The organism is Pseudonocardia sp. ICBG1142 (genome assembly GCF_020496255.1).
Classification (GTDB): Bacteria; Actinomycetota; Actinomycetes; order Mycobacteriales; family Pseudonocardiaceae; genus Pseudonocardia.
Map to the genome: position 1 here is coordinate 764,434 of NZ_JAHLJC010000031.1, position 11,783 is coordinate 776,216.

Below are 11,783 nucleotides of genomic sequence, written 5' to 3' on the forward strand. Positions count from 1 at the left end.
CCTCACACGCCGACGGCGTGCACCCCGCCGTCGGCCATGATCATCGATCCGGTGGTGGTCGGCATCCAGTCCGACAGTGCGGCGCACACGGTCTTCGCGACCGGCACCGGGTCGTTCATGTCCCAGCCGAGCGGGGCGCGCTTGTCCCACACGTCCTCGAACGCGGCGAAGCCCGGGATCGACTTGGCGGCCATCGTCTTCACTGGGCCGGCGGCGACCAGGTTGACCCGGATTCCGTCGCGGCCCAGGTCGCGGGCCAGGTAGCGGGTGACCGACTCCAGGGCGGACTTCGCGACGCCCATCCAGTCGTAGGCGGGCCAGGCCTGACGGTTGTCGAAGTCCATGCCGACGATCGAGCTGCCCGGACCGAGCAGCGGCTTGCACGCCATCGCCAGCGACTTCAGCGAGAACGCCGACACCTGGATCGTGGTGGCGACGTCCTCCCACTGCGCGTTCAGGAACGCACCCTCCCCCAACGCACCCGCCGGGGCGAACCCGATCGAGTGCAGCACGCCGTCGAGGCGGGGCTCCTCGCCCAGGTGCGGGGTGATCCGCTCGACGAGCGAGTCCAGCTGCTCCTGGTTCGACACGTCCAGCTCGACGACCGGTGCAGGCTTCGGCAGCCGCATCGCGATCCGCTCGACCAGCCGCATCCGGCCGAAGCCGGTGAGCACGACCTCGGCGCCCTGCTCCTGGGCGATCTTGGCGGAGTGGAAGGCCAGCGAGGCATCGGTGATCACACCGGTGATCAGCAGCCGCTTGCCGTCGAGCAGTCCCATGACGTCCTTTCGAGAGTTCTGCGGGGCCCGGGCCGGGGCCCGGTGTCGGTGTCGCGCGCAAGCGCCGATCAGTGCCCCATGCTCAGTGCCCCATGCCCAGGCCGCCGTCGACCGGGACGACCGCCCCGGTGACGTAGCCGGCGCCGGGCGAGGCGAGGAAGGCGACGACCGAGGCGATCTCGCCGGCGTCGGCGTAGCGGGAGAGCGGGATGGTCCCGAGGATCTCCTCGCGCCGCTTCTCGGGCAGCGCGCGGGTCATGTCGGTGTCGACGAAGCCGGGGGCGACGACGTTCGCGGTGATGCCGCGGCTGCCGAGCTCGCGGGCGACCGAGCGGGCGAGGCCGACGAGCCCGGACTTGGAGGCGGCGTAGTTGACCTGCCCGGCCGACCCGGAGAGGCCCACAACCGACGACACGAAGATCATGCGGCCCTTCTTGGCCTTCAGCATCCCGCGCGAGGCCCGCTTCGCGACCCGGTAGGCGGCGGTGAGGTTGGCGTCGACGACCCGGGTGAAGGATTCCTCGGACATCCGCATGAGCAGGCCGTCGTCGGTGATGCCGGCGTTGGACACCAGCACCTCGACCGGTCCGTGGGCGGCCTCGACCTCGGTGAACGCGGCGTCGACGGACTCGGCGTCGGTGACGTCGCAGTGCACCGGCAACAGCCCGTCGGGGATGTCGTCCTTCCCCGAGCGGTAGGTCACCGCCACCTGGTCGCCCTCGGCCGCGAACGCCTGCGCGATCGCCAGGCCGATGCCGCGGTTTCCTCCGGTCACGAGCACGCTGCGTCCCACGGGGGGTGAACCTAACGCACTACCGGTCGGTACCCGCGAGCGGAGATCACCCTCACGGCAGCCGCCTGCCGAGCAGGATGCCCGCACCGAGCCCGCCGATCAGCAGCACGAACCCGCCGATCATCCACGGTCTGCTCGCGTCGACCTCGCGCTCCTCGTAGCCGAGCTCCTCGGACAGGTCGGAGTAGACCGCGCGCAGCTCGGACTCGGTGGCGGCGGTGAAGAACCGGCCACCGGCGAGCTGCGCGATGCGCTCCATCGAGGCGTCGTCGACGGGGACGGGGGTGCGCCCGCCGTCGAGCTCGATCGTGCCGTAGCTGGTGCCGAAGGAGATCGTGGACACGGGGATGCCGCGGTTGCGCGCCTCGGCGGCCGCGGTGAACGAGCCGCGCGGCTCGTTCTCCCCGTCCGGACCCGGCACGGTCTGGGTGCCGTCGGAGAGCAGCACGATCCGCGCCGGGGGCGGCACCCCCTCCGCGTCCGGGCCGCCCTGCAGCGACCGGGAGAAGGTGTCGATGGACTGCATCGCCGTGAAGATCGCCTCACCGGTCGCGGTGGACTCGGCGAGCTGCAGGTTGTCGACGCCGTTCTTGACCGCGCTGCGGTCGGTCGTCGGCGAGACGAGCACCGCCGCCGTCCCGGCGAACGACACCAGCCCGAGGTTGACGCCGGGGGTCAGCTGGTCGGCGAACTGCTTGGCCGCGGCCTGCGCGGCGGCGAGCCGGGTCGGCGCGACGTCGGTGGCCTTCATCGACAGCGACACGTCGATCACCAGCATCACCGTGGCCCGGTTCCGCGGCACCTTCGCCATCGCCTGTGGCCCGGCGAGCGCCACGGTGAGCACCGCCAGTGCCGCGATCAACGCGATCGCGGGAACGTGCCGCCACCGGCCCGGCCGCTTCGGGGCGACCGACTCCAGCAGCTCCAGGTTGGTGAACCGTACGACGTCGCGACGGCGCCGGCGCAGCAGCCACACGTAGGCGACCGCCAGCGCGGCGACGACGAGCAGCCCGAGCAGCCACCAGGGGGCGGTGAACGTCACGCGGGCCTCCGCGGGGCCGCAGTTCCGTCGGGCGGGAACGCTGCGCCGTTGCGCGGGGACGCTGCGCCGTTGCGCGAGAACGCGGCGCCGCTGCGTGGGGCCGCTGTGCCGTTGCGCGGGGACGCGGTGTGCTTACGGGCGACGGCGAACCGCACGATGTCGGCCACCCAGTCGGTGTCGGTGCGCAGGGTCAGGTGCCCGGCCCCGCAGCGACGCAGCGCCGCGGCCACCCGGTCGCGGTGCTCGGCGGCGGCGGCGGCGAACTCGCGGCGCAGCAGCGGTGTGGTGTCGACCTCGCGCTGACGCCCGGTCTCGGGGTCGGCCAGCACGACGGTCCCGACGTCGGGCAGCTCCAGCTCCCGCGGGTCGACGACCTCGATCGCGAGGAGCTCGTGGCGCGCCGAGAGCGCCCGCAGCGACCGCTCCCAGGTGGGCTCGCCGAGGAAGTCCGAGACCACCACGACCAGCCCGCGCCGGCGCGGGGGACGGCGCAGCTCGTCGAGTGCGCCCGACAGGTCGCCGCGGGTGCCCTCGGGCGCCGACGGCATCGTCGCGACCCGGCGGACCAGGCCACGGGCGTGCGCCAGGCCACCGCGGGCGGGCAGCCGCAGCGTCGACTCCCCGTTCGCGACGACGGCGCCGAGCCGGTTGCCGCCCCCGGTCGTCAGCTGGGCGACCGCGGTCAGCCCGGCCAGCGCCAGGTGCCGCTTGTCGGTGCGGGCGGTGCCGTAGTCGATGCTGCGCGACAGGTCCACCACCGCCCAGGTCTCCAGCTCGCGGTCGGCGACGGTCTCCCGCACGTGCGGGGCGGTCGTGCGGGCGGTGACCGACCAGTCCATCCGGCGGACGTCGTCACCGGGCTGGTACGGCCGCGCGTCACCGGGCTCGGTGCCCGGGCCGGGCAGCAGCCCGATGTGGTTGCCCTGGAGCAGCCCGTCCAGCCGGCGCCGGACGGTGAGCTCCAGGGTCCGCAGGGAGGCCTCGAGCCGGACGAGGTCGGAGGACCCCGCCGTCACGCCGGACCCTGGCCGGCACCCGGTGCGGGCGGCCACGCCGACGGCGCACCCTCGGGCGCTCCTCCGGGCCGGGCGCTGACCTGCGGCAACGGCACGGTCTGCAGGACCCGGGTGACGATGTGGTCGACCGGCACCTGGTCGGCGATCGCGTCGTAGGACAGCACGAGGCGGTGCCGCAGCACGTCCGGGGCGACCTCCAGCACGTCCTGCGGCAGGACGTAGTCGCGGCCACGCACCAGGGCCAGCGCGCGGGCGGCGGACACGATGCCCAGCGACGCACGCGGCGAGGCCCCGTAGGCGATCCAGGACGCGACGTCGGACAGGCCGTGCTCGGACGGCAGCCGGGTCGCGACGACCAGCCGCACGACGTAGTCGACCAGGGCGTGGTGCACGAACACGTCCGCCGCGGTGCGCTGCAGCCGGACCAGTTCGTCCGGGGTGAGGACCTGGGAGGCCACCGGTGGGGTGGACCCCATCCGGTAGATGATCTCCCGTTCCTCCTCGACCCCCGGGTACTCGATGATCAGCTTGAACAGGAAGCGGTCGCGTTGGGCCTCGGGCAGCGGGTAGACGCCCTCGTTCTCGATCGGGTTCTGGGTGGCGAGCACGAGGAACGGGTCGGGCATCGGGTGGTCGCGACCGGCGAGGGAGAGCTTGCGCTCGGCCATCACCTCGAGCATCGCCGACTGCACCTTCGCCGGGGCGCGGTTGATCTCGTCGGCCAGCACGAAGTTCGCGACGACCGGACCGAGCTCGACGTCGAACTCCTCCCGGCCCTGCCGGTAGATCCGGGTGCCGAGGATGTCGGCGGGCACCAGGTCGGGGGTGAACTGCAGCCGGGAGAAGCTCCCCCCGACGACCCGGGCGAAGGTCTCCACCGCGAGGGTCTTCGCGACGCCGGGGACGCCCTCCAGCAGCAGGTGCCCCTTCGCGAGCAGACCCACCAGCATCCGCTCGACGAGCCGGTCCTGGCCGACGATCACCCGCTTCACCTCGAGTACCGCACGCTCGAGCCGCTCGGCGTCGCGGGCGGGGGTGATCGGGTCCGGGCCGGTCGAGGCAGTCGTGCTCACGGTGCCATCCCACCGTGTCGGCCGTGTGGATCCGGTGAGGCGTGCCGCTCCCCGCCGGCGAGCGGGCCGACCGCCGGGTCCTGCGCGGTGAACCGCAGCGTCATCGCCAGGTAGTCGCGCAGCGGCACGGTCCGCGGTGCCGCCCGGTGCCGGGTCCAGACCGCGTTCGCCCGGGCCGGGGTCAGGTCGTGGGCGTGCGCGACGACGGCCCGCGCCTCGACCGGACCGATCTCGCGACCGGCCAGCGCGGCGAGGGCCGCGGCCAGCTCGGCGGCGCGGTCGTCGTCCACGGCCCCAGCAGAGCAGACACCCCCGACAGTTCCGGGCCGCTCACTCCACCAGCAGGAACACGATGGCCGCGACCCCGATCACGACGATCGCGCTCCGCAGCACCGCGGGCGACAATTTGCGCCCGACCTTCGCGCCGAGCAGCCCGCCGACGATCGAGCTGACCGCGATGATCCCGACGACCCTCCAGTCGACCGGCGCGACGACGGCGTAGATATGGCCCCCGCGACGATGTTCACGACCGAGGCGAGGGTGTTCTTGAAGGCGTTGAGCCGCTGCAGCGGGTCCGCGAGGAGCAGCCCCATGACCCCGACCAGCATGATCCCCTGCGCGGCGGTGAAGTAGCCGCCGTAGACGCCCACCAGGAACACCAGCAGGTAGAGCACCGGCGAGCCGGACCGGTCGGGACGCGGCCGGTCCCGCAGCCGGCGGGCCAGCAGCGGTTGCACGGCGACCAGCAGCACCGAGGTGCCGACCAACACCGGCACGATCGTCTCGAACGCGTCCGGCGGCAGCGACAGCAGCAGCGCCGCGCCGACGACCGCCCCGAGGAACGACGCGACGGCGTACTTCGCGAGCCGGCGGCCGTGCCCGGCCCACTCCCTGCGGTAGCCGACGGCGCCGGTGACCGACCCCGTGATCAGACCGATGGCGTTCGACGTCGTCGCCGTCACCGGCGGGAAGCCGAGCGCCACCAGCACCGGGAAGGTCACCAGCGTCCCGGACCCGACGACGGTGTTGATCAACCCCGCCCAGACTCCGGCCAGCGCGATGACCCCGACCTCCCACCACTGCATCGGGCCACCCTACGAACCGCACGGCGGACGACCCGCCGCCCGTGTCTGCGTAGGGCTTACGCATGGTGCGTAGGTAGCTCTACGACGTGCGTGGCATGATCCACGCCATGACCGTCGACGACCCCCGCTGGGCCGCTCCCCCGGCCCCGGCGCGACGGACGCTGGACCGCGGGTCCGTCGTCGCCACGGCGCTGCGCCTCGCCGACACCGACGGCCTGGCCGCGGTGTCGATGCCGCGGCTGGCCCGGGAGCTGGGGTCGGCGCCGATGTCGCTGTACCGGCACGTGCCCGGCAAGGACGCGCTGGTCGACCTCGTCCTGGACGCCGCGCTGGGCGAGCCGCCGGACCTGGCGGGCTGCGGGCTGCGGCTGGGGTGCGAGATCTGGGCGTCCGCCCTGCGCGAGGTGCTCGACGAGCACCCGTGGGCCGTCGGGCTGCTCGCCGGTCCCCGCGCCACCGGCCCGGCCGAGTGCGCGTGGTCGGAGACGCTGCTCGCGCACGTCGTCGGGGGGCATCCGCTGCACGCGGCCGTGGAGGTGCTGCACCTGCTGCACGGCTACGTGCGGGGGGCAGCGGCCCTGGCCGGGGACCGCCTGCCCACCCTCGACGACGTCCGTCGCTCCGGCCGGTCCGAGCAGCTGCCGGTGCTGTCCCGGCTGCTCGGCGGCGCGGTGGTGCGCGGACCCGGTGGCGGCGAGCCGCTGTTCGAGTCCGGGCTGCGTCGCACCCTCGACGTCGTCGAGGCCGGGCTCCGGCCCTGATCAGCCGGCCGTACCGAGCTCGAGGCGCGGCCAGTCGGCCAGGTCGCGCAGCAGCTGCCGGTCGTGGGTGGCGACGACGACGGCCGCCGAGGTGTCCAGCACCATCGCGGTGAGCTCGTCCACCAGCCGCGCCGACAGGTGGTTGGTCGGCTCGTCGAGCAGCAGCGTCGTCGGGCGCGCCGCGAGGGTCACGGCCAGGTCGAGCCGTCGTCGCTGCCCCTCCGACAGCCGTCCGACCGGGGTCCGCAACGCCGCCGCGTCGAGCAGGCCGTGAGCGCCGCCGCCGGCCTGCTCCAGCACGGCGCGCGCGGGCCACCGCGGGTCGAGCACCGCGGTCTCCTGCCCCAGCAGGACGACCCGGGCGCCGCGCGCGGTGCGCACCGCCCCGGTGTCCGGGTCGAGTGCTCCCGCCAGCACGGCGAGCAGTGTCGACTTCCCGGCCCCGTTCGGCCCGGTCACGAGCAGCCGGTCGCCCCCGTCGAGGACCAGGTCGACCGGGCCGGCGAGGCGGTCCCGCACGCCGATCCCGTGCGCGCGCAGCTGTGGCGCGCCCGGTCGCACGTCGAGGTCGGGCCTACGCAGCGACGACGGCGGCACCGGCACGTCGACCCGGTGCGCGTCGAGCTCGGCGCGGCGGCGGTGCAGTGCCTGCACCACGCCGGGAGCCCGCGACTGACGAGCGTGCTTGCCGGTCCCCTTGTCCGGGCGCCAGCCGGTCGAGAGCCGGTCCCGGGCGGTGGCGACGGCGTCGGCGAGGCGGCGGTGCTCGGCCTGCTGCTCGGCGTACGCGGCCTCCCATGCGCTGCGGGCCCGGTCGCGGGCGGTCACCCAGCCGTCGTAGCCGCCCGCGGTGAGCCGGGGCGCGCCGTCACGGGTCGGGTCGAGGTCGCAGAACTCCTCGGCGACCTCGCGCAGCAGGGCTCGGTCGTGGCTGACCACGGCGAGTCCGCCCGGGTACGCGCGCAGGGTGCGGGTCAGGAAGTCCAGACCGCCCGCGTCGAGGTGGTTGGTGGGCTCGTCGAGGAGCAGGACGTCGTGGCGGGCGCCGAGCAGGCACGCCAGCCGCACCCGGTGGCGCTGCCCCACCGACAGCGTCTCCAGCGGCCGGTCGCGATCGGTGCAGGCGCCGAGTGCCTCCAGCGCGACGTCGATGCGGCGTTCGGCGTCCCAGGCGTCGAGCCGGGTCGCGGTGTCCAGGGCGGCGGCGAACCGGTCGTCGGCGCCGGGCGCACCGTCGGTGAGCGCCACGGTTGCCGCGTCGAGCTCGCTCAGCGCCGTCCGCGGGGCGGCGAGCGACTCCGCTGTGAGTGTGCCGACGGTCTCGCCGTCGCGGGTGGGCACCTCCTGGCGGACCAGGGCGACGGTCCCGGCACGGTGCACGGTGCCGGAGTCCGGGACGAGCACGCCGGCGAGGACCTGCAGGAGCGTGGACTTGCCCCGGCCGTTCTCCCCGACCACGGCGAGGCGTGACCGGGCGGAGACGGTGAGGCTCACGCCGGCGAGGACGCGGTGCGATCCGCGGGTGACGACGACGTCCTCGGCGCGCACGTGGGCGGACGCGCCGGCGTCGAGGGCGGGCAGGAGGGACGAGGGTTCGGGGGTGGTGTGCACGAGAGGCTCCGCGGCATCCGAGATCGGAGCCGGGCAGCACGGAATGCGCCGCCCGGCGGGGACCGGGACGGCGGACGCGGTGGTTGCTTCGCGGGACGAAGAGGTGGGCGCCGCCGTCAGCGGGCGGTGCGGACCTTCTGCGACCAGATTCCTCGTGCCATGGTTCGAGTCTACCCGGCGACAGGTGGCGCGTCGTCCGGTTTCGGGCGCGCTGCACCCGTCCGAGCTCAGGAGGACCGATGCCCGCCCGTGCCCTGCCGTTCTTGACCTTCCAGCCGCCGCGCGGCCCGAGCGCGAGCGAGGCGATGGAGTTCTGGACGTCCCTGTTCGACGACGGCGAGATCGTCTCGGTCACTCACCGCCCCGACGACCCCACCGCGGTGGTCCTCGCCGAGTTCGTCGTCGCCGGGCAGCGGCTGCGGTGCAGCGACAGCCCGCCGGTGCACCAGTGGGACTTCACCCCCGCCGTCTCTCTCTGGGTGGACTGCGGGTCCGGTGACGAGCAGAAGCGGCTGCTGGGCGCCCTCGCCACCGGCGGACGGGAGTTCATGCCGCTCGACGACTACGGCTTCGGCCCCTTCGCCTGGGTCGAGGACCGCTTCGGCGTGTCCTGGCAGCTCGCTGCGCAGGCGGCCTGAACCGCGCTCAGATCCCCCGCCGACGCGCCCGCAGCAGGACGACGACCACGACGACCACGCTGCGTTCCCGGAGCCGCTCCACGACACCCCCCTGCCCGATCGACGCCATGCCCAGAAGGGCTCGACGGGATCAGAAGGGCACGAGGGCGGCGTCGTGGTCGGCCCCGGCAGGCAACGGATCGGTGAAGGCCCGGTAGTCGAACGGCTGCGTCGTCGCTCGGCGACCGCACGGTGCCACCCAGGTCAGGCGGCCGTCGCACCCGGCGAGCACCTGCCAGCCGGGAGCGTCCTTCAACGCATGATCGGCCCGGCAGAGCCCGAACAGGTTCTCCGCGCTGGTCGGCCCGTCCCCGGCCGCCCAGGGCCGGTGGTGGTCGAGGTCGCGGACCCGGCGGCTGCACGCGGGACCGCGACAGGTGCCGTCCCGTGCCCGGACGTGGTCGGCCATCGCGACCGGCGGGCGGTAGCGCGTCCGTCCGACGTCGAGCAGCGTGCCCGACAGCGGGTCGGTCACCAACCGCTGCCACACACCGCCTGCGGCGAGGGCCCGGGCGAGGTCCGCGGGGATCGGACCGTGCCCGACCAGCTCGGCCGGCGCCGCGCCTCCCATCAGCGTGCTGAGCGGGACCACGACCTGGATCAGCGGACGACGACCCACCACCTCCCCCGGGTCCGGCTTCGCCGCGAGCACCTGCGCGACCGCGGCGAGCAGGGTGCCGTCCTCGGCACCCTCAGCGGCCGCACCGAGCGCGTCCCGGACCGTGCCGACGTCGGTGAGCGTCAGCGTGCCCTGCAGCAGCTGGTGGGCGAGGTCGACGCGCTTCTGGTCCAGGGTCCGGTCATCGCACGGGTCGTCGAGGGAACGCGCGAGCCGGTCGACGCACTGCCACGACGCCTCGACCTGCGCGGCGGTGCCGCCCAGCCACAGCGAGCCCATGCCGTCGTCCCCCGGGGAGACCGACATCCGCCGCTCCGAACGGGCCCGTTCGTGACGCTCGCGGGCGCCGTCCGGGTCGATCCGGGCGATGTGGCGGCGCAGCCGGTCCCGGAGCAGCCGCCGGTGCGCCTGCGGGGCACCCGGGAGGACGGCGGCCTGCACCCGACGGGCACGCTCGTCGTCGAGCACGAGGGTCGACGACGAGATCGCCTCGGCCGCAGCCTGGTCGATCCGCCCCGACTCCCACTCCGCCAGGGTCTCCGGCAGCACCCTGGCGAACCGCTGCGCCTGACCGATCAGCGACCGGGCGTGGTCGCGCGGGACCCGCAGCACGATCGCCACCTGGTCCGGCAACCATCGCGCGACGGGCTGCGACGCACGCGGGTCCGCTCCCGGCGGTGCGGCACTCGTCCCGGCCGGGTGCCGCTCCGCGACCTCCGCGACCGAGCGCATCCGCAGGGCGGTCGAGCGGCGCACCCAGTGCTCGGCGCCCTCGAGGACGTCGAGCACCTGCAGGTCGGTGAGCCGGTCGGACGGCGCGCCGGCGACCAGGCAGCGCAACGCGGCCCAGGCAACGTCGTCGATCCCGCCGGACGGGTCGGGCGGCGGCTCGGGCCCGCACATCTCGCCGCACAGATCGGCCGCGAGACCGTGCGGACACCGGGTCGCCTCCTCCACCGCCTCACAGCGGCGTCGGTGCTCGATCCAGGCCGGGTCGTCACCGGGGTCGACGGAGACCCACGCCGCCACGTGCTCGATCATACGTTCGATTATAGTGTTCTGAGCTGCACCTTCCCAGACCGTTCGGCGCCCGGGCGCAGCCGTCCGGCGGGCGGCTACGTCGGCCACTCCACCCGCTGACCCCGGCGGCGAGCCCCCTACGCCGACACACTCTGCACCGCCACCCACGAGGTCGCGGCGCCGCCTGAGCTCCCGGTGACCACCGTCTCCACGGGCGGGTTCGCGACCACACTCATCGCGCTGCGGGTCGTGGCCCTGGCCGGGGTACCGCAGCGGTGCTCGTCGTCCCGAGCCCGCGACGCCGCAACCGCCGACGGCACAGGCGCGGCTGACGCACGACCCGGCCGGCAGCTCCCACCGGCACCCCGAAGCGCCACGCCCTCACACCGCCACCGGCACCCGACCCCGGGCCGGCGCGGACGCCACCAAGACCCCACCGACCACCACCGCCCCGGCGACCAGCTCGACCACCGACGGCCGCTCCCCCAGCAGCACCATCGCCAGGCTCATCCCGACCACCGGCACGAGCAGCGAGTGCGGCGCGACGAGCCCGGCCGGGTAGCGGCGCATCAACCCGGTCCAGACCCCGGCGGCCAGCACGGTCGCGACCAGCGACAGGTACACCAGCGCGGCCAGCCCCGCGACGCCGTCGGGGGTCACCATCGCGACGACGTCACCCCACGCGCCCGGCCCCTCCACCACCGCCGAGGCGGCCAGCAGCGGCACCGGCGGCACGACGGTCATCCACAGCGTCAGGTGCAGCGGGTTCACCGCCTCGCCGTCGCGCTGGGCCAGGCGACTGCACAGGTTCCCGGCCGCCCAGCCGAGTGCGCCGAGCAGGGTCAGCACCACGGGCAGCAACGCCGCGGACTGCGCCCGGGCCACCGCGATGCACCCCAGACCGACGACGGCGACGCCGATCCCGGCCCACTGCCGCGGCGTCACCCGCTCGCGCAGCAGCAGCGCGCCCAGCACCAGCGTGAACGGCCCCGACGCCTGCAGCGCCAGCGACGCGAGCCCGGTCGGCATCCCGGCGTACATGCCCAGGAACAGGAAGAGGAACTGCACCGTGCCGAACCCGAGCCCGTAGCCGACGAGCCAGCGCAGCGGCACCCGCGGCCGCGGTACGAGCAGCACCGTCGGCACCGCGAGCACGAGCATCCGCAGCCCGGCGAGGAACAGCGGCTGGAAGTGCTCCAGGCCGACGTGGATGGCGATGAAGTTGGCGCCCCACAACACGGCGACGACGACAGCGAGCAGACGGTCCCGAACGGTCACGGGTCCACGCTGCCGCCCCCTGACCGTGC

Annotated in this window: 11 protein-coding genes and 1 pseudogene; 2 read left to right on the forward strand and 10 right to left on the reverse strand. The window is 74.5% G+C overall.

Going from position 1 to position 11,783, the window contains the following annotated elements; genetic code table 11:
• Positions 1 to 2 precede the first annotated feature (2 nt).
• The 7 genes and pseudogenes from fabI to KPL59_RS27850 all read right to left on the reverse strand — a co-directional run bounded on the left by fabI (position 3) and on the right by KPL59_RS27850 (position 5,788).
• A complete protein-coding gene (fabI, locus tag KPL59_RS27820; RefSeq protein ID WP_020627584.1) occupies positions 3 to 779 on the reverse strand; it encodes an enoyl-ACP reductase FabI in 777 nt (258 codons plus the stop codon).
• A gap of 82 nt (positions 780 to 861) precedes the next feature.
• Entirely contained in the window at positions 862 to 1,572 is a 711-nt protein-coding gene (gene fabG / locus KPL59_RS27825; protein ID WP_020627585.1) for a 3-oxoacyl-ACP reductase FabG, read from the reverse strand.
• A gap of 52 nt (positions 1,573 to 1,624) precedes the next feature.
• Positions 1,625 to 2,614: a VWA domain-containing protein gene (locus tag KPL59_RS27830; RefSeq protein WP_226362525.1), complete on the reverse strand. Its 990-nt coding sequence runs from the start codon at positions 2,612 to 2,614 to the stop codon at positions 1,625 to 1,627.
• Positions 2,611 to 3,630: a DUF58 domain-containing protein gene (locus KPL59_RS27835; protein ID WP_226362526.1), complete on the reverse strand. Its 1,020-nt coding sequence runs from the start codon at positions 3,628 to 3,630 to the stop codon at positions 2,611 to 2,613. The genes KPL59_RS27830 and KPL59_RS27835 overlap by 4 nt, the downstream gene beginning before the upstream one ends.
• The gene (locus tag KPL59_RS27840; RefSeq protein WP_075306204.1) at positions 3,627 to 4,703 is read right to left on the reverse strand and encodes a MoxR family ATPase; all 1,077 of its coding nucleotides are present in this window, start codon (positions 4,701 to 4,703) and stop codon (positions 3,627 to 3,629) included. Before KPL59_RS27840 ends, KPL59_RS27835 begins: the two co-directional genes overlap by 4 nt.
• Positions 4,700 to 4,993, reverse strand: coding sequence for a hypothetical protein (locus KPL59_RS27845; RefSeq protein ID WP_226353550.1), 294 nt, complete (start codon positions 4,991 to 4,993; stop codon positions 4,700 to 4,702). Before KPL59_RS27845 ends, KPL59_RS27840 begins: the two co-directional genes overlap by 4 nt.
• A gap of 40 nt (positions 4,994 to 5,033) precedes the next feature.
• Positions 5,034 to 5,788: pseudogene (locus tag KPL59_RS27850) on the reverse strand (sulfite exporter TauE/SafE family protein).
• Between the two features lie 107 nt (positions 5,789 to 5,895).
• On the opposite strand from KPL59_RS27850, the gene KPL59_RS27855 reads away from it, so the two are divergent.
• Positions 5,896 to 6,549 carry a TetR/AcrR family transcriptional regulator gene (locus KPL59_RS27855; RefSeq protein WP_226362527.1) on the forward strand — a complete coding sequence of 218 codons (654 nt, stop codon included), beginning with the start codon at positions 5,896 to 5,898 and terminating at the stop codon, positions 6,547 to 6,549.
• Here the strand turns inward: KPL59_RS27855 and KPL59_RS27860 are convergent, their stop codons facing one another.
• On the reverse strand, positions 6,550 to 8,160 hold the full coding sequence (locus KPL59_RS27860) for an ABC-F family ATP-binding cassette domain-containing protein (RefSeq protein ID WP_226362528.1): 1,611 nt from the start codon (positions 8,158 to 8,160) through the stop codon (positions 6,550 to 6,552). It abuts the gene before it with no gap.
• 239 nt (positions 8,161 to 8,399) lie between these two features.
• Here KPL59_RS27860 and KPL59_RS27865 point away from each other — a divergent pair, with 239 nt between their 5' ends.
• A complete protein-coding gene (locus KPL59_RS27865) occupies positions 8,400 to 8,798 on the forward strand; it encodes a VOC family protein (RefSeq protein WP_226362529.1) in 399 nt (132 codons plus the stop codon).
• Positions 8,799 to 8,928: 130 nt separating this feature from the next.
• Here the strand turns inward: KPL59_RS27865 and KPL59_RS27870 are convergent, their stop codons facing one another.
• Together KPL59_RS27870 and KPL59_RS27875 are read right to left on the reverse strand one after the other, a co-directional pair.
• The gene (locus KPL59_RS27870; protein WP_226362530.1) at positions 8,929 to 10,497 is read right to left on the reverse strand and encodes an HNH endonuclease signature motif containing protein; all 1,569 of its coding nucleotides are present in this window, start codon (positions 10,495 to 10,497) and stop codon (positions 8,929 to 8,931) included.
• A 360-nt stretch (positions 10,498 to 10,857) separates the two neighbouring features.
• Positions 10,858 to 11,754, reverse strand: a complete 897-nt coding sequence (locus tag KPL59_RS27875; RefSeq protein ID WP_226362531.1) for an EamA family transporter — start codon at positions 11,752 to 11,754, stop codon at positions 10,858 to 10,860.
• Positions 11,755 to 11,783 lie beyond the last annotated feature (29 nt).

Excerpts from the sequence above, each read along its gene's own strand:
- KPL59_RS27855 (WP_226362527.1), top strand. The coding sequence starts at position 5,896 with ATGACCGTCGACGACCCCCGCTGGGCCGCTCCCCCGGCCCCGGCGCGA.
- fabI (WP_020627584.1), bottom strand. The coding sequence starts at position 779 with ATGGGACTGCTCGACGGCAAGCGGCTGCTGATCACCGGTGTGATCACC.
- KPL59_RS27870 (WP_226362530.1), bottom strand. The coding sequence starts at position 10,497 with ATGATCGAGCACGTGGCGGCGTGGGTCTCCGTCGACCCCGGTGACGAC.
- KPL59_RS27865 (WP_226362529.1), top strand. The coding sequence starts at position 8,400 with ATGCCCGCCCGTGCCCTGCCGTTCTTGACCTTCCAGCCGCCGCGCGGC.